The sequence below is a fragment of the Sphingomonas sp. Root241 genome, from assembly GCF_001428865.1.
In the GTDB taxonomy this organism is placed as follows: domain Bacteria; phylum Pseudomonadota; class Alphaproteobacteria; order Sphingomonadales; family Sphingomonadaceae; genus Sphingomonas.
On record NZ_LMIV01000003.1, the window covers coordinates 49,040 to 69,374 of the forward strand.

The 20,335-nt window shown below is 66.4% G+C and carries 16 protein-coding genes; 11 read left to right on the top strand and 5 right to left on the bottom strand.

Annotation, left to right across the window (positions count from 1 at the left end; genetic code table 11):
- Window positions 1-112: 112 nt before the first annotated feature.
- The 7 genes from ASE13_RS15570 to ASE13_RS15600 all read left to right on the top strand — a co-directional run bounded on the left by ASE13_RS15570 (window position 113) and on the right by ASE13_RS15600 (window position 11,239).
- Entirely contained in the window at window positions 113-859 is a 747-nt protein-coding gene (locus ASE13_RS15570) for a FadR/GntR family transcriptional regulator (protein ID WP_056618069.1), read from the top strand.
- A 135-nt stretch (window positions 860-994) separates the two neighbouring features.
- Complete coding sequence (locus tag ASE13_RS15575; protein ID WP_056618072.1) at window positions 995-3,988, top strand: TonB-dependent receptor; 2,994 nt, start codon at window positions 995-997, stop codon at window positions 3,986-3,988.
- A gap of 7 nt (window positions 3,989-3,995) precedes the next feature.
- Complete coding sequence (locus ASE13_RS15580; RefSeq protein ID WP_162254705.1) at window positions 3,996-6,191, top strand: polysaccharide lyase 6 family protein; 2,196 nt, start codon at window positions 3,996-3,998, stop codon at window positions 6,189-6,191.
- On the top strand, window positions 6,188-8,377 hold the full coding sequence (locus ASE13_RS15585; protein ID WP_056618075.1) for an alginate lyase family protein: 2,190 nt from the start codon (window positions 6,188-6,190) through the stop codon (window positions 8,375-8,377). The genes ASE13_RS15580 and ASE13_RS15585 overlap by 4 nt, the downstream gene beginning before the upstream one ends.
- Window positions 8,374-9,651, top strand: a complete 1,278-nt coding sequence (locus ASE13_RS15590; RefSeq protein ID WP_056618079.1) for an MFS transporter — start codon at window positions 8,374-8,376, stop codon at window positions 9,649-9,651. The genes ASE13_RS15585 and ASE13_RS15590 overlap by 4 nt, the downstream gene beginning before the upstream one ends.
- A complete protein-coding gene (locus tag ASE13_RS15595; RefSeq protein WP_056618082.1) occupies window positions 9,648-10,400 on the top strand; it encodes an SDR family NAD(P)-dependent oxidoreductase in 753 nt (250 codons plus the stop codon). Before ASE13_RS15590 ends, ASE13_RS15595 begins: the two co-directional genes overlap by 4 nt.
- Window positions 10,397-11,239 carry a rhamnogalacturonan acetylesterase gene (locus ASE13_RS15600; RefSeq protein ID WP_056618085.1) on the top strand — a complete coding sequence of 281 codons (843 nt, stop codon included), beginning with the start codon at window positions 10,397-10,399 and terminating at the stop codon, window positions 11,237-11,239. The genes ASE13_RS15595 and ASE13_RS15600 overlap by 4 nt, the downstream gene beginning before the upstream one ends.
- Window positions 11,240-11,558: 319 nt before the next feature.
- Here ASE13_RS15600 and ASE13_RS15605 read toward each other — a convergent pair whose 3' ends face one another.
- From ASE13_RS15605 to ASE13_RS15620, 4 genes are all read right to left on the bottom strand, one after another.
- Complete coding sequence (locus ASE13_RS15605) at window positions 11,559-13,088, bottom strand: SulP family inorganic anion transporter (protein ID WP_082596905.1); 1,530 nt, start codon at window positions 13,086-13,088, stop codon at window positions 11,559-11,561.
- Window positions 13,085-13,774 (bottom strand): carbonic anhydrase, encoded by a 690-nt coding sequence (locus ASE13_RS15610; RefSeq protein WP_056618089.1) that lies wholly within the window; start codon window positions 13,772-13,774, stop codon window positions 13,085-13,087. The genes ASE13_RS15605 and ASE13_RS15610 overlap by 4 nt, the downstream gene beginning before the upstream one ends.
- Window positions 13,775-13,890: 116 nt before the next feature.
- On the bottom strand, window positions 13,891-15,204 hold the full coding sequence (locus tag ASE13_RS15615; protein WP_156404933.1) for an ATP-binding protein: 1,314 nt from the start codon (window positions 15,202-15,204) through the stop codon (window positions 13,891-13,893).
- Complete coding sequence (locus ASE13_RS15620) at window positions 15,201-15,929, bottom strand: response regulator transcription factor (protein ID WP_056618961.1); 729 nt, start codon at window positions 15,927-15,929, stop codon at window positions 15,201-15,203. Before ASE13_RS15620 ends, ASE13_RS15615 begins: the two co-directional genes overlap by 4 nt.
- 150 nt (window positions 15,930-16,079) lie before the next feature.
- On the opposite strand from ASE13_RS15620, the gene ASE13_RS15625 reads away from it, so the two are divergent.
- The 3 genes from ASE13_RS15625 to ASE13_RS15635 all read left to right on the top strand — a co-directional run bounded on the left by ASE13_RS15625 (window position 16,080) and on the right by ASE13_RS15635 (window position 17,801).
- Window positions 16,080-16,295 carry a hypothetical protein gene (locus ASE13_RS15625; RefSeq protein WP_156404934.1) on the top strand — a complete coding sequence of 72 codons (216 nt, stop codon included), beginning with the start codon at window positions 16,080-16,082 and terminating at the stop codon, window positions 16,293-16,295.
- 49 nt (window positions 16,296-16,344) lie between these two features.
- Window positions 16,345-16,761 (top strand): hypothetical protein, encoded by a 417-nt coding sequence (locus ASE13_RS15630; RefSeq protein ID WP_056618095.1) that lies wholly within the window; start codon window positions 16,345-16,347, stop codon window positions 16,759-16,761.
- A gap of 116 nt (window positions 16,762-16,877) precedes the next feature.
- On the top strand, window positions 16,878-17,801 hold the full coding sequence (locus ASE13_RS15635; RefSeq protein ID WP_056618098.1) for a DUF808 domain-containing protein: 924 nt from the start codon (window positions 16,878-16,880) through the stop codon (window positions 17,799-17,801).
- A 168-nt stretch (window positions 17,802-17,969) separates the two neighbouring features.
- Here ASE13_RS15635 and ychF read toward each other — a convergent pair whose 3' ends face one another.
- Window positions 17,970-19,070: a redox-regulated ATPase YchF gene (ychF, locus tag ASE13_RS15640; RefSeq protein WP_056618103.1), complete on the bottom strand. Its 1,101-nt coding sequence runs from the start codon at window positions 19,068-19,070 to the stop codon at window positions 17,970-17,972.
- Between the two features lie 253 nt (window positions 19,071-19,323).
- Here ychF and ASE13_RS15645 point away from each other — a divergent pair, with 253 nt between their 5' ends.
- The gene (locus tag ASE13_RS15645; RefSeq protein ID WP_056618106.1) at window positions 19,324-20,307 is read left to right on the top strand and encodes a hypothetical protein; all 984 of its coding nucleotides are present in this window, start codon (window positions 19,324-19,326) and stop codon (window positions 20,305-20,307) included.
- Window positions 20,308-20,335 lie beyond the last annotated feature (28 nt).

Sequence of the window (20,335 nt, forward strand, 5' to 3'; positions counted from 1 at the left end):
CCGGGGAATACAAGTGCTTTAACGCAGCTGGATCAATCCCCATGGCTCAGCGAGGGGTTTGCACCTGCCTGCTTAACTGGTATGACAATCCGGAATTTCCTTGGGGCAGGCAATGGCGGATCGTCGACTTTTTCAGGGCATTACCGAGCGGATCATCGCGCTGATCGAAGATGGCAGCTTCCCGGTGGGTTCGCGGCTTCCTGGCGAGCGCGAGCTCTCGGAGCGTTTCGGCGTCAGCCGGGTCACGATCCGCGAGGCGGAGATCGCGCTGCAGGCCGCAGGCTGGGTGCGGATCAAGACCGGCTCGGGCGTCTATGTCCTCGATCGCCCCGCCAGCGCGCAATCCGCGCTGCCGACGGTCAGCGCCTTCGAGCTCACCGAGGCGCGCTCGCTGTTCGAGGCCGAGGCCGCGGCGCTCGCCGCGCCGATCATTTCCGAGGACGATCTCGACAAATTGGACGGCCTGCTCGCGATCATGGCCGACGAGTCGCTGGACGAGGATGCGATCAGCGCCGCCGACCGCGATTTCCATATGACCATCGCTTCCGCCTCCGGGAATCGCGCGATCATCCACGTCGTCGGTTCGATGTGGCAGCTGCGCACCGAATTGCCCGAAGTGCGCGAAAGCCATACCGCCGTGTGCCGGCAGGACGCGCAGGCGCGCCAGGCCGAGCATGCCGAGATCGTCGCCGCGCTGCGCGACCGAGACGTCAACGCGGCCCGGCTCGCGATGCGGCGCCATTTCAACCGGCTGCTCGAATCGATGCTGAGCGCCGCCGAGGAGCGCGCATTGCAGGAATTGCAGCAGCGATCGGCGCAGAGCCGCGAGCGTTTCCTTCTCAGCGCGAGGCTTGGCTAGCACTTCATACCAATTTTTCTATACCAATTACCGAACCAATTTGCGCCTATTGGCGGCAAAGTGGTTGACAATAAATCCATGCCAGATATTTCTCTCCGCAAGGACCAACAGGTCCAGGACTCGGGGAGGATTGCAATGAACATGAGCCGGACCGCCAAGCCGGGATCGCGTTGGCTGCCGTCGGCGGCAGGCGCCGTATCGCTGCTGATCGCAGCATCGCCGCTGGCATTGGCGCAGGCGCAGACCGCGCCGCAGGACGACGCCGCGGTCGCGGCCGACGCCACCCCGCAGGCCGGCGATGGGCAAACCACGGAAGAGGCGATTGTCGTGACCGGCGTTCGTGCGTCGATCCAGTCGTCGATCCAGGCGAAGCGGAACGAGACGATCATCTCCGATTCGCTCTCGGCGGCGGATATCGACGGGCTTCCCGCGACCAATCTGGGCGATGCGATCGCCACCATCCCCGGCGCCACCACCCACCGCGAAAAGGGCGCCGCCTCGGAGATCGCCGTCGGCGGGCTCGGGCCGTTCCTCAGCAGCATCAGCGTCAATGGGCGCGAGACGACGACCGGCAACGGCAAGCGCTCGGTCAATTTCTATCTCTTCCCCTCGGAGCTGATCAATTCGGTCGCGGTCAACAAGACCCAGCGCGCCGATCTGATCGAAGGCGGCACTTCGGGCACGATCGATTCCCGCACCTTGAAGCCACTCGACAAGGCGAAGCGCCAGATCACGCTCAGCGCGCGCGGCATCCTGACCGGTTACGATCACAAGCTCGACGATCCCTCGGGGCTCGGCGTCCGCCTGACCGGCAGCTATGTCGACCAGTTCGATCTCGGCGCGGCGGGCGAGCTCGGCGTGATCTTCGGCGTGCAATATCAGCGCAGCAATTCGCCCGAGGAACTGCTCGGCGGCGGCACCACCTGGAATGCGTGCCGCGGCGACGTGGCCTATACCGCGACCCAGACCTGCACCGCGATCACGCCGCAGACTTATGGCACCGCGGCGGTGCCGGCGAACACGCCTTATTATCTGGCGACGACCAGCCGCAACAACATCCAGTTCGATACCGGCGACGAGCGACTGGCATGGATCGGCGGGCTTCAATGGAAGTCGCCGACCGGCGTCGAAGTCAATTTCGACGTCGAGCTCTCGGACTATAATTTCAACGAGACGCGGCAGATCTTCGGCCTGTCCGAGACCACGCGCGGCATGCAGAATGTCGTGTTCGGGCCCGATCACATCCTGCAATCCTATACGGGCAACAGCTTTGGCGAAGTGACGCCGACCTACCGCATTCAGGACGAGACCTATCGCGGCGGCGGGCTCAACGTCTCGATCCCGGTGACCGAGACTTTCCGGATCAGCGCCGATGCCTCGTTGTCGCGCACCCGGCGCGAGCGGATGGATCGTTCGGTGCGGTTGCGCACCAGCGCGACCGACATCAACGGCGCCGTCGTTCCCGGCGTCACCACCGGATCCAGCGGCGGGCGGATCGGTTACAGCTTCGAGAATTTCCCGGACGGCACGCAATCGGTCCTGCTCAATCCGGCGTTCGACGTGAGCGATGCGGACAATTTCAGTGCCGCCGCGCGCGTTCGCCGCGACGATCAGACGCGCTGGCACGAGAATGAGGCGGGCCGGCTCGACATGCACTGGACGCCCGAGAGCGGCTGGCTGCGCGCGCTCGATTTCGGCGGCCGCGTCTCCGAGATGCGCTATCGCAGCGTGGAATCCGACCGCCGCGAGTATAATTTCAACGTCGCCAACACTGCCTCGGCCTTCAACGGCGCGCCCGGCACCTACAATGTGCTGCTCTCGACCATGGCTGCGGCGAACCGCGCCTGCCGGGTGGACTTCCCGCAGAGCGACTATCTCTCGGGCGATCGCGACAATGCGATCAACAATTGGGCGAGCTTCGACCCGGTCTGCCTGATGCAGAATTTCATCGGCACCGAGGATCCCGGGCTCAGCGCCGATACCCGCAGCATCGGCAACCGCAATATCGAGGAAGACACCAAGGCCGCTTATGTGATGGCGAGCTTCGGCGGCGATCTCGGCAGCCTGCCGGTCAGCGGCAATGTCGGGCTGCGCTATGTCTCGACCGACGTGCTCTCGCGCGGGTTGCGCGGCGGGTTCAACGTCGTCAACAACGGCAACGGCACGATCAGCCTCGTCTCGAACGGCCAGTTCGATCCGCTGATCGACACTTATGCCTATGACAAATGGCTACCGAGCCTGAACCTCTCCTTCGATGCGTCGGAGAAGTTCAAGGTCCGCGCGGCGGTGTCGCGTTCGATGACCAAGCCCGATCCGGCTTCGCTCGCCAATGGCCGCACCTTCGCGCTCGACGCGTCGCAGACCTCCTTCCCGGACGTGCGCTCGGCCATTTCGTCGATCACCGCCTCGGGCAATCCGCGCAGCAATCCGCTGATGTCGTGGAACTACGATCTGTCGCTCGAATATTATCTCAATCGCGATTCGGTCTTCTCGCTGCGCCTGTTCCACAAGACCTTCCAGGGCGGCTATGTGAACGTGCTGCAGGATGAGAGCTACACGATCGGCGGACAGACCTTCACAGTGCCGGTGACGGTGCTCCAGTCGAGCGAAGAGACTCACAACATCAACGGTTTCGAGGTGTCGGCGAGCTATCGCGCCTCGTTCCTGCCCAGCCCGTTCAACGGCCTCGGCTTTCGCGGCAGTTGGGCTTATGCCGACAGCGATTACGAGCAGGAGGATCTGCGGCTCGGCGATCAGGTCAACCCGGCGACGGGGCAGGCCTATGAAGGGCTGGTCGATCCGGTCGGCATCTTCGGCCTGTCGAAGCACGTCGTCACCGCGGCGCCCTATTTCCAGTCAGGCGGGTTCGAGATTTCGGCGATCTACAAATCCCGCTCGGCTTATTATCAGCAGTTCGTCGGCGATCCGTCGCAGAACCGCATGGTGCGGGACGAGGGCACGGTCGATCTCAATCTGCGCTATCGCCTGAACAGGAGCGTCGTGCTGCAGTTCCAGGGGACCAACATCACCGATACACCGCGCTATCAGGACATGCCGATCCTCGGCAGCTTCCGCGAGGCGAGCTATTATGGCCCGACCTATTTCCTCGGCGCGACGCTCCAGTTCTGACGCACGCATGCTGAAAACCGCCCTCACGCCGATGGCATTGCTCGCTTTTGTGGCGGCAATGCCGGCTGCGGCCCGTGACGTGCTGGTCCGCGACCAAGCCGGGTTCGTGGCCGCGGCGACCGCCCTCAAGCCCGGCGACACAATCGTGCTTGCGGACGGCGAGTGGCGTGACTTCGCGGTGAAGCTGGTCGGGGAGGGGACGGCGGCCAGTCCGATCACGCTGACTGCACAGCATGCCGGCAAGGTGATCCTCACCGGGCGATCGAGCCTCGCGATGGCGGGCAGCCATCTGGTGGTCTCCAACCTTGTCTTTCGAAACGGCTTCGCTTCGGGCGATGAAGTCATCGCCACGCGCGTGGGCAAGCGCTGGGCGGAAAATCTGCGGCTGACCGGCATCGTGATCGACCGCTTCAGCAATCCCGATCGCCGCTTCGAGGATCATTGGGTCGCGCTCTACGGGCGTAACATCCGCGTCGATCACTCGCATTTCGAAGGCAAGGCCAATGCCGGCGCGATGCTGGTGGTGGTGCGTGAGGGCAAAATGCCGCTCGATAACCGCGTCACGCTCGACCATAATTATTTCGGGCACCGTCCGGTGCTCGGCTCCAACGGCGGCGAGACGATCCGCATCGGGACGAGCACCGAATCGATGAGCGATTCCCACTCGATTGTCGAGGACAATGTCTTCGAGCGCTGCGACGGCGAAGTCGAGATCGTCTCGGTCAAATCGGGCGGCAACATCATCCGCCGCAATGTCTTCCTCGCCTCGCAAGGTTCGGTGGTGCTGCGCCACGGCAACGGCAACCTGGTCGAGCGCAATGTCTTCCTCGGGCAGGGGCTGCCGCATACCGGCGGGGTGCGCGTGATCAACGAGCGCCAGACGGTGCGCGACAATTATATGGAAGGGCTGGGCGGGGTCGATTTCACCAGCGCGATCACGGTGATGAACGGCGTCCCCAATTCGCCGATCAACCGCTACCTTCCGGTCAAGGACGCAGTGATCGAGCGCAACACGATCATCGATGCCGCGCGGATCACGCTCGGCGCGGGGGCAAGCGATGAACGCTCGCAGGCACCGCAGTCGACGCGCTTCGCAGGCAATCTGATCGTCAATCGCGACGGCAAGAGCCCGTTCCGCACCGAAGCCAGCCTCGCCGGCATCGCCTTTGCCGGCAATGTCGCCTCGGCTGATCCGAAGGTGAAGGGCGTTGTCGTAGAGCGCCGCGAAGTGAAGCTCGAACGGGCGTCGAACGGCCTGCTCTATCCGGTCGGCGTCACGGCCGGCGCGCCACGCGACCTGCAGGCGATCGTGCGCGAGGCGACGGGCGTCGCCTGGTATCCCAAGCCCGCCGGAACCCGCGTCGCGTTCCGCAGCGGCGCGACCGTCGAGGTCGCGACCGCCCCGGCGCTGGCCGCGGCGGTCGCCAACGCGCGGGACGGCGACGTCATCCAGCTCCAGCCGGCCGAGTATCTGCTCGCCGAGCCGCTAGTGGTGAAGCGCACGCTCACCCTCCGCGGGCACTCGGCGATATTGCGTTTTTCGGCTCCGACCTTGTTCCAGCTCGAGGACGGCGCCCGGCTCCAGCTACGCAATCTGAAGCTGAGCGGCGCGGCGGCGCCCCGCCAGCCGGGCAACGCCGTGATCCGCGCCAGCGCGAAGCCGATGCTGGTCAACTACGCCGTCGATATCGAGGATTGCGCCTTTGCCGAGATGGCGGGTGCGCCGGAGTTCGACATCATCGCGACCACCCCCGCGACGCTCGCCGAGACCATCCGCATCGTCGATACCCGCATCGCCGATGTCTCGGGTGCGGTCCTCGCCGGCCGCTCCGAAACGGGCAAGCAGGGCTTCTACAATGCCGAGCGCGTGGTCTTCGAAGGCCTCAAAATGGCACGCGTAGCCACCATCGTCGGCCTGTTCCGCGGCGGCACCGACGAAAGCACCTATGGCCCGCAATTCACGATGAACGACAGCAGTATCGCCGATAGCGGCGCGGTGCTGCTCTCCGGCGTCCAGGAAGCGACGATCACCGGCAATCGCTTCGCCCGCAGCGGCGGCGTCCGCGTGACGCACAGCGTCGGCTCGCCGCATACCGAGATCGCTCATAACAGCTTCGCGGCAACGCCGGCGCCGGTGATCGAGGAACTCCATTACACCGGCCCGGCGCGGGCACTGCTCGCCGACAACCGGGTGTCGCAATGATCCGTCGCCTGCTGCTCCTTGCCGCAGTCTCAGCCCTGACGGTCGCAACGGTCGGGCACGCGCAAGAAGCGCGACCGGCTTTGTCGGATGGCGCCGCCTTCGCCGCAATGGCGCGCGAAGGCGGCCGCTATCCGCTGTTCGCCGCCGAAGTGGCGCGGATGCGCGAGACGGTCGATGCGGCGATGAAGGACGGGATCCATGTGCCGGTGCCGAAGGATCCCGGCGGCGGCTACACGCACGAGCAGCACAAACGGAACTACATGGCGCTGTACGGCGCCGGTTTGCTCTACCGGATCACCGGCGAGCGCGCCTACGCCGATTATGCCCGCCGCCTGCTGCTCGCTTATGCCAAGCTCTATCCGACGCTCGGCGATCATCCGGCCAAGGCGAACGAGTCGGTCGGCCGGCTGTTCTGGCAGAGCCTCAACGACAGCGTCTGGCTGGTCTATTCGGTGCAGGGCTATGACGCGATCCGCGATACGCTGAGCGCGGCGGACCGCAAGACGATCGACGACGATGTCTTCCGGCGCGCCGCGGCGTTCCTGTCGACTGGCAGCCCGGAGATGTTCGATCGCATCCACAACCATGCCACCTGGGCGTGCGCGGGCGTCGGCATGACCGGCTATTTGCTGCGCGATCCGAAGCTGGTCGACATGGCGCTCAAGGGCCGCGACGGCACCGGCAAATCGGGGTTCCTGCGGCAGGTCGACGAACTCTTCTCGCCCGACGGCTATTATACCGAGGGACCCTATTACCAGCGCTACGCCCTGCTGCCCTTCGTGCTGCTCGCCCAGGCGATCGACGCGAACGATCCTGCTGAGGGCATCTTCCGTCGCCGCGACGGGGTGCTGCTCAAGGCGATCCGCACGTCGATCCAGCTGACATATGGCGGCTTTTTCTTCCCGCTCAACGACGCGATGCCCGACAAGAGCCTCAACACCGACGAGCTCTACCAGGCGGTCGCGATCGGCTATGCGGCCACGAAGGACCCGAGCTTCCTGTCGATCGCCGAAGGGCAGGGGCGCACGACGCTCACCCCCGGCGGCCTCGCCGTCGCGCGCGATCTTGCGGCCCGGAAGGCCCATCCGTTTCCCTTCGCCTCGGCATTGTTTCGCGATGGGCCGAATGGCGAGCAGGGCGCGATTGCCGTGATGCGCTCGGGGCCCGAGCCCGACGCGTCGGTGCTCGTCGCCAAGAACAGCGGGATGGGCATGGGCCATGGCCATTTCGACAAGCTCAACTGGATCTTCTACGACGCCGGCGAGCCGGTGATCACCGATTACGGCTCGGCCCGCTTCCTCAACGTCGAGGCCAAGGACGGCGGCCGCTACCTTCCCGAGAATGAGAGCTGGGCCAAGCAGACCGTCGCGCACAACACACTGGTGGCGAACGAGACCAGCCATTTCGCCGGCAAATGGCGCGACGGGCAGAAGCTCGCGCCGAAGCAGCTCTATTTCGCGAGCGATGCCAAGGCGCAGGTCAGCACCGCGGAAATGGACGGCGCGTATCCCGGCGTCCGCTTCCGCCGCACTTTGGTCGCGTTGCCGACGGGCAAAGCAAGCCCGCTGGTGCTCGACCTGCTCCGCGCCACCGGCGACAAGCCCGCGACCTGGGATCTGCCCCTTCATTATCGCGGCCAGATCACCGAGATCGGCTTCCCGCACCGCTCGAACACCGCGGAACGGCCGGTGCTCGGCAAGGCGAACGGCTATCAGCACATCTGGGTCGACGCGACCGGCACGCCTGACGGCGACGCGGCCAGCCTCACCTGGATGCTCGGCAAGCGCTTCTACACCTGGCACATGCTGCCGCCCAAAGGCGCGCAGCTGATCCTCGGTGAAAGCGGCGCCAATGATCCGCGCTTCAATCTGCGCCGCGAGCCGCTGCTGATCGCGCGCGCCACAGGCGCAGCGGACGCCATTTTCGTCGGCCTGCTCGAGCCACACGGCGCCTATGATCCCTCGGCGGAGACCGTGGTCGGCAGCCGCAGCGCCGTCGCGAAGCTGGTCCACGCGCGCAATGGCGAGGCCGATCTGGTCCGCATCGATTTCACCGGCGGACGCAGCATCGTGCTGGCGATCGCCGACAGCGTGGATACCGCCGCGAAGCACCGCGCCACGATCGACGGGCGTACCATCGATTGGACCGGCCATTTCGCGCGGTTCGATCAGGGAGCGGCGCGATGAAGAACGGCCTGCGCTGGTGGATCATCGGGCTGGTTGGGGTGGCTACGGTGATCAATTATATCGACCGGAACGCCCTCGCGGTGATGTGGCCGGCGATCGCGAAGGACATCGGCGCGGACAAGGCGGATTACGCATTGCTCGTGACGATCTTCATGATCGCCTATGCCGCGGGGCAGAGCCTGTTCGGGCGATTGTTCGACGTGATCGGCACGCGCCTGGGGTTCACCGTCTCGATCCTCGTCTGGTCGGTTTCGATCGCGCTCCATTCGGCCGCGCGCGGGATCGGCAGTTTCGGCATCCTCCGCGCCACCCTCGGGGTCAGCGAGGCGGGCAACTGGCCCGGCGCGGTCAAGGTCAATGCCTTGTGGTTCCCTTCATCCGAGCGCGCGCTTGCACAGGGCATCTTCAATTCGGGCGCGGCGATCGGCGCGATCATCGCGGCGCCATTGGTCGCCCTGCTGTTCGGCCAGTTCGGCTGGCGGGCTACGTTCGTGGTGGTCGGCCTGCTCGGCATGCTCTGGCTGCTGCCCTGGTTCTGGCTCTATCGCGGCGACCCCGGCGCGCATCCCTGGCTGAGCGAGGCCGAACGCGCGCATATCGCCGGCGACGGCCAGCGCCACGCCGACGCCGGTCCAGCGCCGCGGCTCGGCGAGCTGCTCCGCCACAAGCAGAGCTGGTCGATCATCGTCGCCCGCTTCTTCCTCGATCCGGTGTGGTGGCTGTTCGTCTCCTGGCTGCCGATCTACCTCGCCGAGACCTTCGGGTTCGACGTCCAGAAGATCGGGCTGTTCGCCTGGGTGCCGTTCGTCGGCGCGATGTTCGGCAGCCTGTTCGGCGGCTGGCTGGCGGGCCGGCTGATCCGGTCGGGCTGGAGCGTGCTCAAGGCGCGCAAGGCAGTGATCACGCTGGGCGGAGCGATCATGCTGCCTGCGCTATTGCTAACCATTCGCGCCGCGGACCCACTCTACGCGGTGCTGCTGATCGCCGCAGTGCTGTTCGGCTTCCAGGTCGCGATCAACAACATCCAGACGCTGCCGAGCGATTTCTTCGGCAGCGGCGGCGCGGGCTCGCTCGCCGGCTTCAGCGGCACCGCGGCAGTCGCGGGTACGCTGATCACCACCTGGCTCGTGCCGGTCATGACGCGGCACGGCTACGCATCGATCTTTGCGCTGGCGGCGGCGATCGTGCCGCTTTCGGTGCTCGCAATATGGTTGCTCGGAGGGAGGACCGCGCCGGTTCCGCTCGCCGGGCGGGTAAAAGGGATGGAAGAATGAAGTTCAAGGACAAGGTCGCATTGGTCACCGGCGGCGGTCGCGATATCGGGCGTGCGGTCTCGCTGCGGCTCGCCGCGGAGGGGGCCAAAGTCGCGATCAACTATTGCAATGACCGCGCTTCCGCCGAAGCGACGGCGCGCGAGATCGAAGCCGCGGGCGGCACCGCCGCGGTGTTCCAGGCGGATGTGAGCAAGGCGGATCAGGTCGCGACGCTCGTCGCCGGCGTGCAGGCGAAATTCGGCGATCGCATCCATGTGCTGGTCAACCTCGCCGGCGGCATGGTCGCGCGCCGCAAGCTCGAGGAGATGGACGAGGCCTTCTACGACCAGGTCATGGACCTCAACCTCAAATCGGTGTTCCTCGTCACGCGCGCAGTGAAGCCGCTGATGGGAGGGGGCGGCGCGATCGTGAACGTCTCTTCGCTCGCCGGGCGCGACGGCGGCGGCCCCGGCGCGTCGCTCTATGCGACTTCGAAGGGCGCGCTGATGACACTGACCCGCGCCTGGGCGAAGGAGTTCGGGCCCGAGGGCATCCGCGTCAACGCAGTGTGCCCGGGGCTGATCGGTACCAGTTTCCACGACATCTTCTCGAAGCCCGAGGGCCGCGCCGCGGTGGCGGCAAACACGCCGCTGCGCCGCGAGGGGCATCCGGATGAGGTAGCGGACGCGATCGCCTATCTGGCATCGGACGAGGCGCGCTTCCTGACGGGCGTGAACCTCGACGTGAATGGCGGGCTCGGTTTCTCATGATCCGCGGGCTGCTCGGCCTCGCCTGCGCATTCGCCTTGCCCGCGAATGCGCAGGAGCGCGCACGCACCGATGCGCCGCCGCTCCAGCCCTACAAGATCATCCTGATCGGCGATTCGACGATGGCGCCGCACAGCGGCTGGGGCTCGGCTTTTTGCGGCGGCCACGTGAAGTCGTCGGTCGCATGCCTCAATCTCGGGCGCGGCGGCCGCAGCACGCGCAGCTATCGGGCGGAGGGATCCTGGGACATCGCGCTCGCCGAGGCGGCGATCCCGGGCTATCGGGCGCGCTACGTCCTGATCCAGTTCGCGCACAACGATCAGTCGAGCAAGCCCGAGCGCTGGACCGACGAGAAGACCGAATTCCCGGCCAATCTCCGCCGCTTCGTTGCCGAGGTGCGCGCGGCGGGCGCCGTGCCGGTGCTGCTCACGCCGCTGACCCGGCGGATGTTCAAGGACGGCAAGCTCGACAACAATCTCGCCTCATGGTCGGACGAAGTGCGCAAGGTTGCCGCGGAGATGAAGGTGCCGCTGGTCGACCTCAATGCGCGCAGCGCGGCGGCGGTGAGCAGGCTGGGTGCGGTGGAGGCGACGAAGCTGGCGCAGGAGCCGCCTGATCCGCAGGAACTGGCGGCTGCCCGGTCGGGCACCACCTTGCCGCCCAAGCCGGCGCCGCAGGGCGATCCGCCGCCTCCGGCCGGTACGCAGGGCGCGCGCGCCACGGTCGTCCGCAAATTCGACTATACGCATGTGGGAGAGGCGGGGGCGGATCTCTTCGCGCGGCTGGTTGCGCAGGATCTCGCCGTCGCCGTGCCGGAACTGAGCGGACAGCTTCTTCCCTGAAGCTGCCGGGTTGTGGGTAGAGAACCCATTTAAGCTGTCAATTTTGACTAGGCTGTATCGACATTCAACTCTTTCCCCCTCCCTGTGAGGGAGGGGTTAGGGGTGGGTAAGGAAAGCCGGGCTCGATGCCCGGCCTTTCCTTCTTCTCGAGCCGCTCGATGGGCTCGCTGACGCTCGCACCCACCCCCTGCCCCTCCCTTGCAGGGAGGGGAGTTGCGCGGCTGAATGTCGATCCGTCCTGGCAGGCTACTCCCCATTTCGTCATCCCCGCTTTCGCGGGGATGACGCGGTTTGGATATGAGGCCTCAATCTGTCGCGATCAGGCGAATTCGGCCATCCTGCCGCTGCCGCCGAACACTTCCACCTTGCCGCCGCTGGCGCGGCGCCGCTGGAGCCAGTCCTTGAGCAGCTCGGCGCAGGTGTGATCGATCGCCGAACAGCGCGAGAAGTCGATCCGGACCGGCGCCTGGCGCGGCAGGCGATCGAGCCGTTCGGACAGCTTGGGCAGCGCGAGGAACGTCGCCGCGCCGTCCAGCGCCAGCGTATGGCCTTCCGCTTCCTCGCTCTGCTCCACCCGCAGACGCAGACGCCGGAAGTGCGGCAGCAGCTCGATCATCGACAGCGCGATACCGACCAGCACGCCGGTCAGCAGGTCCTCGACCACCACCAGCGTGAGCGTCACTGCCCAGATCATCGCCGGCAGCACGCCATAGTCGCGCAGCAGATGCTTGGCATGGCTGAAATTCACCAGCCGCGCGCCGGTGACGACCAGCACCGCGCCGAGCGCGGCCATCGGGATCTCGCGCAGCAGCCAGGGCAGCAATGCGACGAAGCCGAGGATCCACACGCCGTGGAGCATGGTCGAGAGCCGCGTCGTGGCGCCGGCCTGGACGTTGGCCGAGCTGCGGACGATCACGCCGGTCATCGGCAGCGCGCCGGCGGCACCGCACAGCAGATTGCCCACGCCCTGCGCGCGGAGCTCCTTGTTATAGTTGGTGCGGACACCGTCGTGCATGCGGTCCACCGCCGCCGCGGAGAGCAGGGTCTCGGCGCTGGCGATGAAGGCGATGGCGAAGGCCGCACCGATCACCGAGGGGCTGAGCAGGATCGCGAAAGTACCAGCATCGGGCAATGCGATCGCCGCGGCGATATTCTCCGGCACCACCACGCGCGTGACGTCGAGGCCGAGTCCGAAGGCAAGCAGGGTGCTCGCCATCACGCCCATCAGCGCGCCGGGGACGAGCTTGAGCGCCGCCGGCCGCCATTTCTCCCAGCCGAGCATGACGCCGATCGTCACCAGCGCAAGCGCGAGCGCGATTTCCGCCGCCGCCATGTTGGGCGACAGGCCGAGCAGGCGCCCGGGCATCGCCGCGAGATTCTCGAGCCCGCTGGGCAGCGGCTTCGAATCGAACAATACGTGGAACTGGCCGATCACGATCAGCACGCCGATGCCGGCGAGCATGCCGTGGACGACGGCGGGCGAGATCGCGCGGAACCAGCCGCCGAGGCGGAACACGCCGGCGACGACCTGGATCAGTCCAGCGAGCATCAGGATCGGGCCGAGCGCCGAGAGACCCTGGTCGCGGACCAGCTCGAACACGATAACGGCGAGGCCGGCGGCCGGGCCGCTGACCTGCAACGGCGAACCTGCCAGCGCACCGACGACGATGCCGCCGATGATGCCGGTGATCAGGCCCTTTTCGGGCGAGACGCCCGATGCGACGGCGATGCCCATGCAGAGCGGCATCGCGACGAGGAAGACGACGATCGAGGCGGTTAGGTCCCGAACGTTCCAGCGGGCCTTGGCTTCCGGCTCGGCGCTCGCCGCGTTGGCGAAAGCGGTACTCATTCCGCCGCCTCCAGCCGCTCGGACGCGAGGCGCGGCGAAGCCGGCAGTGCGATCGGCAGCGGCGCGTCCTCGTGCATCGGCTGGAACTGGTTGGTGACGCCGTCCAGCGCGAACACCTGACCGGCGCCGATGTCGAAGAACCAGCCGTGCAGCGCGATCTCGCCGCGCGCGATGCCCGCCGCGACCGACGGGTGGGTACGCAGATGATTGAGCTGCGCGACGACGTTCTCGAGGCTGATCGCCCGGACGCGTTCGCCGTTTTCCATCTCGGGATAGGCTTCGTTCACCACCTGCTCGGCTGCGCAGCTATGCCTCAGCCAGGCGGCGACGTTGGGCATCTTTTCGAGGCCCGCCGGGTTGGCCACCGCCTTCATCGCGCCGCAGTCGGAATGACCGCAGACGATGAGATCGCGGATTCCCAGCACCATCACGGCATATTCGACCGTGGAGGTCACGCCGCCATTCTGCATCGCATATGGCGGCACGATGTTGCCCGCGTTGCGGCAGACGAACAGATCGCCGGGCGCGGCCTGCATGATATGTTCGGGCACCACGCGCGAATCCGCGCAGGAGATCATCAGCGCCTTGGGGCGTTGTCCGTCGGATGCCAGTCGGGAGTAGAGGTCGCTCTGGTGCGGAAAATCCTGCTTCGCGAAGCTCAGCACGCGTCCCATCAATTCGTTCACGATTCCGTACTCCTTGCCAGCTCGCACTACGGCGAGCGTCAGGAGGGGAGTTAGGGGCCGTGTTTTGCTGCGGCGCAGCTTGCCTGTAAGGAATTGTTGCCCGGCGGCGGGCTGTTTCAGGTGAGCGGCAGGCGGATCTCTGCGCTCAAACCGCCGCTGCTGCGATTGCGTAAAGTGAAGGTGCCGCCTTCGGCCTCGATTGCGCGGGCGACGATCGAGAGGCCGAGCCCGAGACCCAGCGTGTCCCTCGTCCGCGCCTGGTCGAGACGGACGAAGGGCTGCATCACCGTTTCGATCGATTCGGCGGGAATGCCCGGGCCGTCGTCCTGAACGCGCAGCACGATCTCGGTTTCGGTGCCCCGCAGGACGATCGACACGTGCTCGGCATGATGGACGCCGTTCTCGACCAAATTGACCAGAGCCCGCTTGAGCGCGCCCGGCCGGACGGCGCGTTCGAGATGATCCGGGCCGTTATAGCGCACGTCGCCGCCACGATCGCGGGCGTCGTCGGCCACCGTCTGGCAGAGTGCGGCGAGGTCGACGCGGACGCGCGGCTCGGCTTCGTCCTCGCCGCTCAGATAGGCGAGCAGCGATCCGATCATCGCTTCCATCTCGGAAATGTCGGACTGGATCGCCTTGTGGGTCTCGGCATCCTCGACCGCATCGGCGCGCAACCGCAGCCGCGCGAGCGGCGTGCGCATGTCATGGCCGACCGCGGCGAGCGCCTGGGTGCGGTCCTCGATCAGCCGGTGGATGCGCGCCTGCATGCGATTGAACGCGCGGATGACGCGGCGCAGCTCGCGCGGGCCCGCCTCGGCCAATTCCTCGGGCTCGTCGCTGCCGACGCGCTCGGCGGCCTGTGCGAGCTGGCGCATCGGCAGCAGGGTCCTGCGCACCAGCACGCCGCCGATCAGGATGATCAGCACCGCGGGCGCGAGCCCGAGCAGGATGCGGTCGAACGAGAAGCTCAATTCGTGCACCGGCTCGCGCGTGGCGAATTGCATCTTGCTCCCGTCGGGCAGCATGACGCTGCCCTCGATCACCGCTTTGCGGCCGTTGCCCACCAGCCGCAGGTGCGGATTGGCGCCGGCGAGGCTCGGCTCCCATTCGACCACCTGCTTGTGGATGCGATCGAGGTTCGGCGCGATCCGCAGCCGGGTGGGCAGCGTCGTGCTCCAGCGGACTTCGTAGCGGCTGGTCGTAAGGTCCGCGGCCAGCGCGGCGCGCCCTTCGGGGGGCTCCTCCGCCAGCAGTTTCCGGGCGATCACCAGATGCTCGGCGAGCCTGCGTGCCTCGTCGTCGCGCACCGAGAGCTGGCTCGCGCGCTCATAATAAAAGGTGCTGGCGCCGAACTCGATCAGGATGGCGAGCAACAGGATCGCGAAGACGCGCCCCATCAGCCCGAGCGAAGGGCGCAGCAAACGCTTCAATCGCGGGTCACCGCCACGTTCAGCATGTATCCGACGCCGCGCACCGTGACGATCGGCGCCTTGCCGTGCGCGTCGGACAGTTTGCGGCGCAGTCGGCTGATCAGTACGTCGACGCTGCGATCCGAGCTGTCTCCCAGCCGCATGCGCGAAAGCTCGATCAGCCGTTCGCGCGCGATCACGCGCCCTGCATTGTCGCAAAGGCTGACCAGCAGGTCGAATTCGGCGCCGGTCAGCTCGACGATCGCGCCGCCCGGCGATTTGAGCTCGCGGCGGGGCAGGCTGACCGTCCAGCCGTCGAATTGCAGCCGTCCCTGCACCTGATGCGAAGGCGAAGGCTCGGAACCGTTGCCGCGGCGGAGCACGGCGCGGACGCGCGCGATCAGCTCGCGCGTGCCGAACGGTTTGGCGAGGTAATCGTCCGCGCCCAGCTCGAGCCCTATCACGCGGTCGGTCTCGCTCGCTTTGGCCGAAATGAAGATGATCGGCACGCGGCTGCGTTCGCGGAGCATGCGGCACAGGTCGATGCCGCTGGTTCCGGGCAGCATGATGTCGAGGATGACGAGATCGACCGGCGACGCGTCGAACGCCGCCCACATCTCGGCCGCGGTCGCCACCGGACGCACCCGATAGCCATGCTCCTGCAGCGCGCGCGCAGTGAGCGTGCGCAGCGGCGGATCGTCTTCGACCAGGATGATCGACGGCGGGACAACGGACTGATGAAGCATCATCCCCGAAACTAGGGGGCTCGGCGCGCGGGAACAACCCTTGCACTGCAGCATGACACCCTCAGCAACGTTTCCTTACGTTCGCGCGAAGCGGGAGCAATACGCCCCGCCTAGATGAATCCTCGACACGATGTTTAGAGGAGACAAGGAATGTTGCTTGCAGCCCTGGCGATGATCACCTTCGCGGAAACCGATGCCGCGCCGAAGCCGGTCCAGTACCGCAGCCACGAAGTCTCGGTCGGATTGAAGGCGGGCTGCAAGGTCCAGCAGGTCCACACGCCGGCCGGAAAGATCGGCAATCATCCGGCAATCCTCCGCTGCCCCGCACCCGTCGAAGGTCTCGCGAGCAAGACGGCCGGCCGCTGAGGCGACCCACTTATCCTCGTGACCTGCCCTGCGGCAGGAAGGAACCCAGATGCTCTTTGCCCTGCTGCTCGCCCAGACGGCGGCGCCGCTCGAACTCACCTGCGTCGGCGGCGGCGCGGCGAACAAGGCCGATACCGAGACGGTCTATGGCGCCGAGAATAGCGGCAACAGCGCGTGGCCGACGATGCACGAGCGGCGCCGCGAAGGCTTTCGCGATCGTGTCGAGATCCGGATCGATGGCGAACAGGGCCGGATCCGCTTGCCGCAGGCTATGGTGGCAGCCGGCGGCGACGGCTGGTTCAGGCTCGGCGATTTGAAGCTGAGCGAGCGGACGCTCACCGCCGCCGCGGCAGTCGATCTGATGAACAACCCGCAGGTCCGTATCGATCGCGCGACGGGCGCCATCCGTATCAGCGGCGCCGCGGGCAATTATGACGGCGTCTGCCAGGGCGGTCCGACTTCGTAGCGCCACCGCCGCGGAGGATTGCGGATATCCCTCGGCGGCGCACTCAAAATGCGGCTTGAGCGCATGCGCGAATTGCTGGAGGAGGCCGGTCGATCTTCGCCTGACAGGGAAACTCCATGCCTTCCGGACTTGTAGCGCTGCTGGACGACATTGCCGGCATCACCAAGCTCGCCGCCGCCTCGCTCGACGATGTCGGCGCGGCCGCCGGCAAGGCCGGAGGGAAGGCTATCGGCGTGGTGGTCGACGATACCGCGGTGACGCCGCGCTACGTCATCGGCCTGTCGCCCCAGCGCGAATTGCCGATCATCGCCAAGATCGCGGCGGGATCGCTGCGCAACAAGCTGCTGATCCTGTTGCCCGCCGCATTGGTGCTGAGCGCCTTCGCGCCCTGGGCGATCACGCCGCTGCTGATGTTGGGCGGCGCGTTCCTGTGCTTCGAAGGCGCCGAGAAGGTGCTCGAGGCATATAGCGGGGAATCGCATGCGGAAGTCGAGACCGTGCCGATGGAAGCGGCCGAGCTCGAGCAATCGAAGGTAAAGGGTGCGATCCGCACCGATCTCATCCTGTCGGCGGAGATCATGGCGATCGCGCTGGCCGATGTGGCGGAATCGCCGATCCTCACCCAGGGCGTCGTCCTCGCGATCGTCGGCATCGGCATCACGATCGGCGTCTATGGCGTGGTCGGGCTGATCGTGAAGATGGACGATATCGGCCTGCACCTCGCCGAGCGCCGCAGCGCGGCGACGCGCGCCATCGGCCGCGGGCTGGTCAAAGCCATGCCGGCGCTGATGGAGTTCGTGTCGATCGTGGGGACCGCCGCGATGATCTGGGTCGGCGGCGGGATCCTCATCCACGGGCTCGAGGTGCTCGGCGTCCACGAGCCCGCCGGCACGATCCATCACGCGGCCGAGGCGGTGATGCACGCCACGGGAAGCCTCGGCGGCATCGCGGGATGGCTCGTCACCGCGATCGCCTCGGGCCTGTTCGGCCTGTTGGTCGGCGGCGTGCTCGCGTTCGGCCTGCACAAGATCCGGCATTAGGGCGGGGCATCTATTGGAACGTCACCCCCGCGAAAGCGGGGGCCCATCTCCGACAGTTTCCGCAAGCGCACCGGTGCATTTTGCCGCTCGCTCGGGAGATGGGTCCCCGCTTTCGCGGGGATGACGGAATTTTGAGGATGCCCTCAACGTGGTCAGTCAGGCCCGATCTCAGACATTGAAGCGGAACAGCATCACGTCGCCGTCCTGGACGACATATTCCTTGCCTTCGGAGCGCAATTTGCCGTGGTCGCGCGCGCCGGCCTCGCCCTTGAACTGGACATAATCGTCATAGGCAATCGTCTCGGCACGGATGAAACCGCGCTCGAAATCGGTGTGGATCTCGCCCGCCGCCTGCGGTGCCTTGGCGCCGACCTCGACGGTCCAGGCGCGCGCTTCCTTGGGGCCGACGGTGAAGAAGGTGAGGAGATGGAGCAATTTATAGCCCGCGGTGATCACGCGGGCGAGGCCGGTCTCCTCCAGCCCCAGCTCGGCGAGGAACTCGCCGCGATCCTCGGGCGGCATCGTCGCGATCTCGGCCTCGATCGCGGCGGAGACGACCACTGCCTCGGCGCCCTCGGCCTTCGCCTTGGCGAACACCTTGGCCGATAGTTCGTTGCCGTTCGCCGCGTCTTCCTCGTTGACGTTGCAGACATAGAGGACGGGCTTGCCGGTCAGCAGCTGTGCCTGGGCGAAGATCCGGGCCTCCTCGGCGTCCTTGGGTTCGGTCAGCCGTGCGGGCTTGCCCTCGCGCAGCAGGTCGAGTGCCTGGCCGAGCACCGATGCGGCGATCTTCGCCTCCTTGTCGCCCTGCTGGCCCTTCTTGATGTAATTGGGCACGCGCTTCTCGAGGCTCTCGAGGTCGGCGAGCATCAGCTCGGTCTCGACGGTTTCGGCATCCGCGATCGGATCGACCTTGTTGTCGACGTGCTGGATATCGTCATTCTCGAAGCAGCGCAGGACGTGGACGATCGCGTCGACTTCGCGGATGTTGCCGAGGAACTGGTTGCCGAGGCCTTCGCCCTTGCTCGCGCCGCGCACCAGCCCGGCGATATCGACGAAGCCGAGCTGCGTCTCGATGATCTTGGCCGACCCGGCGATCTCGGCGAGCTTGTCGAGCCGCGGATCGGGCACCGCGACGTTCCCGACATTGGGCTCGATCGTGCAGAACGGATAATTCGCCGCCTGTGCCGCGGCGGTCTCGGTCAGCGCATTGAAGAGCGTGGACTTGCCGACGTTCGGAAGCCCGACAATGCCGCAGCGAAAACCCATGGAAGTCTTATCCTGTGTTGAAGGGCCGGACGTCGCCGGCGAGTTGCCGGCTCGATAGGCGCAAAGCGCGGCGGTTTCCAGTACGGAGCAAGCGCGCGTGGAGGACGCCACGCGCGCCGCGACGGCAAAGCGATGCGGGTGAGCCGCGTCGGCTACGTCATGGCAATGTATCGCTGCTTGACGCGGCCCCGTTCATCTGGGGTACAGGGGCGCCAAGCCTTTTCGGCATGTTCGAGTATTCAAGGAGCAGGGAATGATTCGCCGTCACATGATCATGAGCGCCGCCGCGGCGACGCTGGCGCTTGCAAGCTGCGGCGGCAACGATCCGACGCCTACCCCTTCGCCCACTCCGACGCCCACGCCGACGCCGACTGCGTCGCCGACCTATACTGCGTTCCCGTTGGCGGCCGCGGCGTCGTTCAACACGATCAACGCCTCGACCAGCTATACCGGCGATCCGGCGGGTGCAGTGGTGCTCGGCGCCGCCGCCACCGAGGTGGGGCTGTCGAGCCGCGTCAGCCTGGCGACCAGCAACGCGATCGCCACGGCGACCTATGTGATCAACGAGAATGGCGAGGAATCGCGTTTCGTCAACGCCAACGTCACCGTCCAGCCGGCGCCGGCAGTGACCGAGTTCGTGTTCCGAACCACCGACGCGGCGACTGCGGGCAAATTCTCGCAGCTCGAATTCCTCAACAACACCATCCCGTCGCAGGTGACCAGCAACGCCAATCTGCAGCTGGCCAATCTCAGCTACGCCAATTGGTGGCGCGGCGATTCCACCACCGGCGCCAAGCGGATCACCACGTCGGTATTCGGTTATCAGACCGTGCTGACCGACGTGCCCAAAACAGGCACCCAGGCCTATACTTCGACCGTCGTCGGCCGACTGGTCGGCGTCAACGGCGGCGTCACCACGGTTGCGCGTGTCGGCGGCACCGTCACGGTTTCGGTCAACTTCTCGACCGGCCTCGTCGATCTCACGCTGACGCTCAACCAGACGCCGGAAGGCGGCGGCGCCACGACCGCTTACGGAACGTTCACCGCGCAGGGCGCAATTCCGACCGGGCAGAACCAGTTCCAGGGCAGCTTCACCGGCAGCGCGACGCTTTCGGGCACGCTCACCGGTGGCTTCTTCGGTTCGCAGGGCAAGGAGATCGGCATCGCCTTCGCGGGTGCGGGCACGGTCGGCGGAGGCAACCAGCGTCTCGTCGGCGTGGTTGTCGGCAAGAAGTAAGGCCTGCCTTTACAAGACGTGGAAGGGG

Excerpts from the sequence above, each read along its gene's own strand:
- ASE13_RS15645 (WP_056618106.1), top strand. The coding sequence starts at position 19,324 with ATGATTCGCCGTCACATGATCATGAGCGCCGCCGCGGCGACGCTGGCG.
- ASE13_RS15580 (WP_162254705.1), top strand. The coding sequence starts at position 3,996 with ATGCTGAAAACCGCCCTCACGCCGATGGCATTGCTCGCTTTTGTGGCG.
- ASE13_RS15605 (WP_082596905.1), bottom strand. The coding sequence starts at position 13,088 with ATGAGTACCGCTTTCGCCAACGCGGCGAGCGCCGAGCCGGAAGCCAAG.
- ASE13_RS15600 (WP_056618085.1), top strand. The coding sequence starts at position 10,397 with ATGATCCGCGGGCTGCTCGGCCTCGCCTGCGCATTCGCCTTGCCCGCG.
- ASE13_RS15630 (WP_056618095.1), top strand. The coding sequence starts at position 16,345 with ATGCTCTTTGCCCTGCTGCTCGCCCAGACGGCGGCGCCGCTCGAACTC.
- ASE13_RS15585 (WP_056618075.1), top strand. The coding sequence starts at position 6,188 with ATGATCCGTCGCCTGCTGCTCCTTGCCGCAGTCTCAGCCCTGACGGTC.
- ASE13_RS15595 (WP_056618082.1), top strand. The coding sequence starts at position 9,648 with ATGAAGTTCAAGGACAAGGTCGCATTGGTCACCGGCGGCGGTCGCGAT.
- ASE13_RS15625 (WP_156404934.1), top strand. The coding sequence starts at position 16,080 with ATGTTGCTTGCAGCCCTGGCGATGATCACCTTCGCGGAAACCGATGCC.
- ASE13_RS15590 (WP_056618079.1), top strand. The coding sequence starts at position 8,374 with ATGAAGAACGGCCTGCGCTGGTGGATCATCGGGCTGGTTGGGGTGGCT.
- ASE13_RS15635 (WP_056618098.1), top strand. The coding sequence starts at position 16,878 with ATGCCTTCCGGACTTGTAGCGCTGCTGGACGACATTGCCGGCATCACC.
- ASE13_RS15570 (WP_056618069.1), top strand. The coding sequence starts at position 113 with ATGGCGGATCGTCGACTTTTTCAGGGCATTACCGAGCGGATCATCGCG.
- ASE13_RS15620 (WP_056618961.1), bottom strand. The coding sequence starts at position 15,929 with ATGCTTCATCAGTCCGTTGTCCCGCCGTCGATCATCCTGGTCGAAGAC.
- ychF (WP_056618103.1), bottom strand. The coding sequence starts at position 19,070 with ATGGGTTTTCGCTGCGGCATTGTCGGGCTTCCGAACGTCGGCAAGTCC.
- ASE13_RS15575 (WP_056618072.1), top strand. The coding sequence starts at position 995 with ATGAACATGAGCCGGACCGCCAAGCCGGGATCGCGTTGGCTGCCGTCG.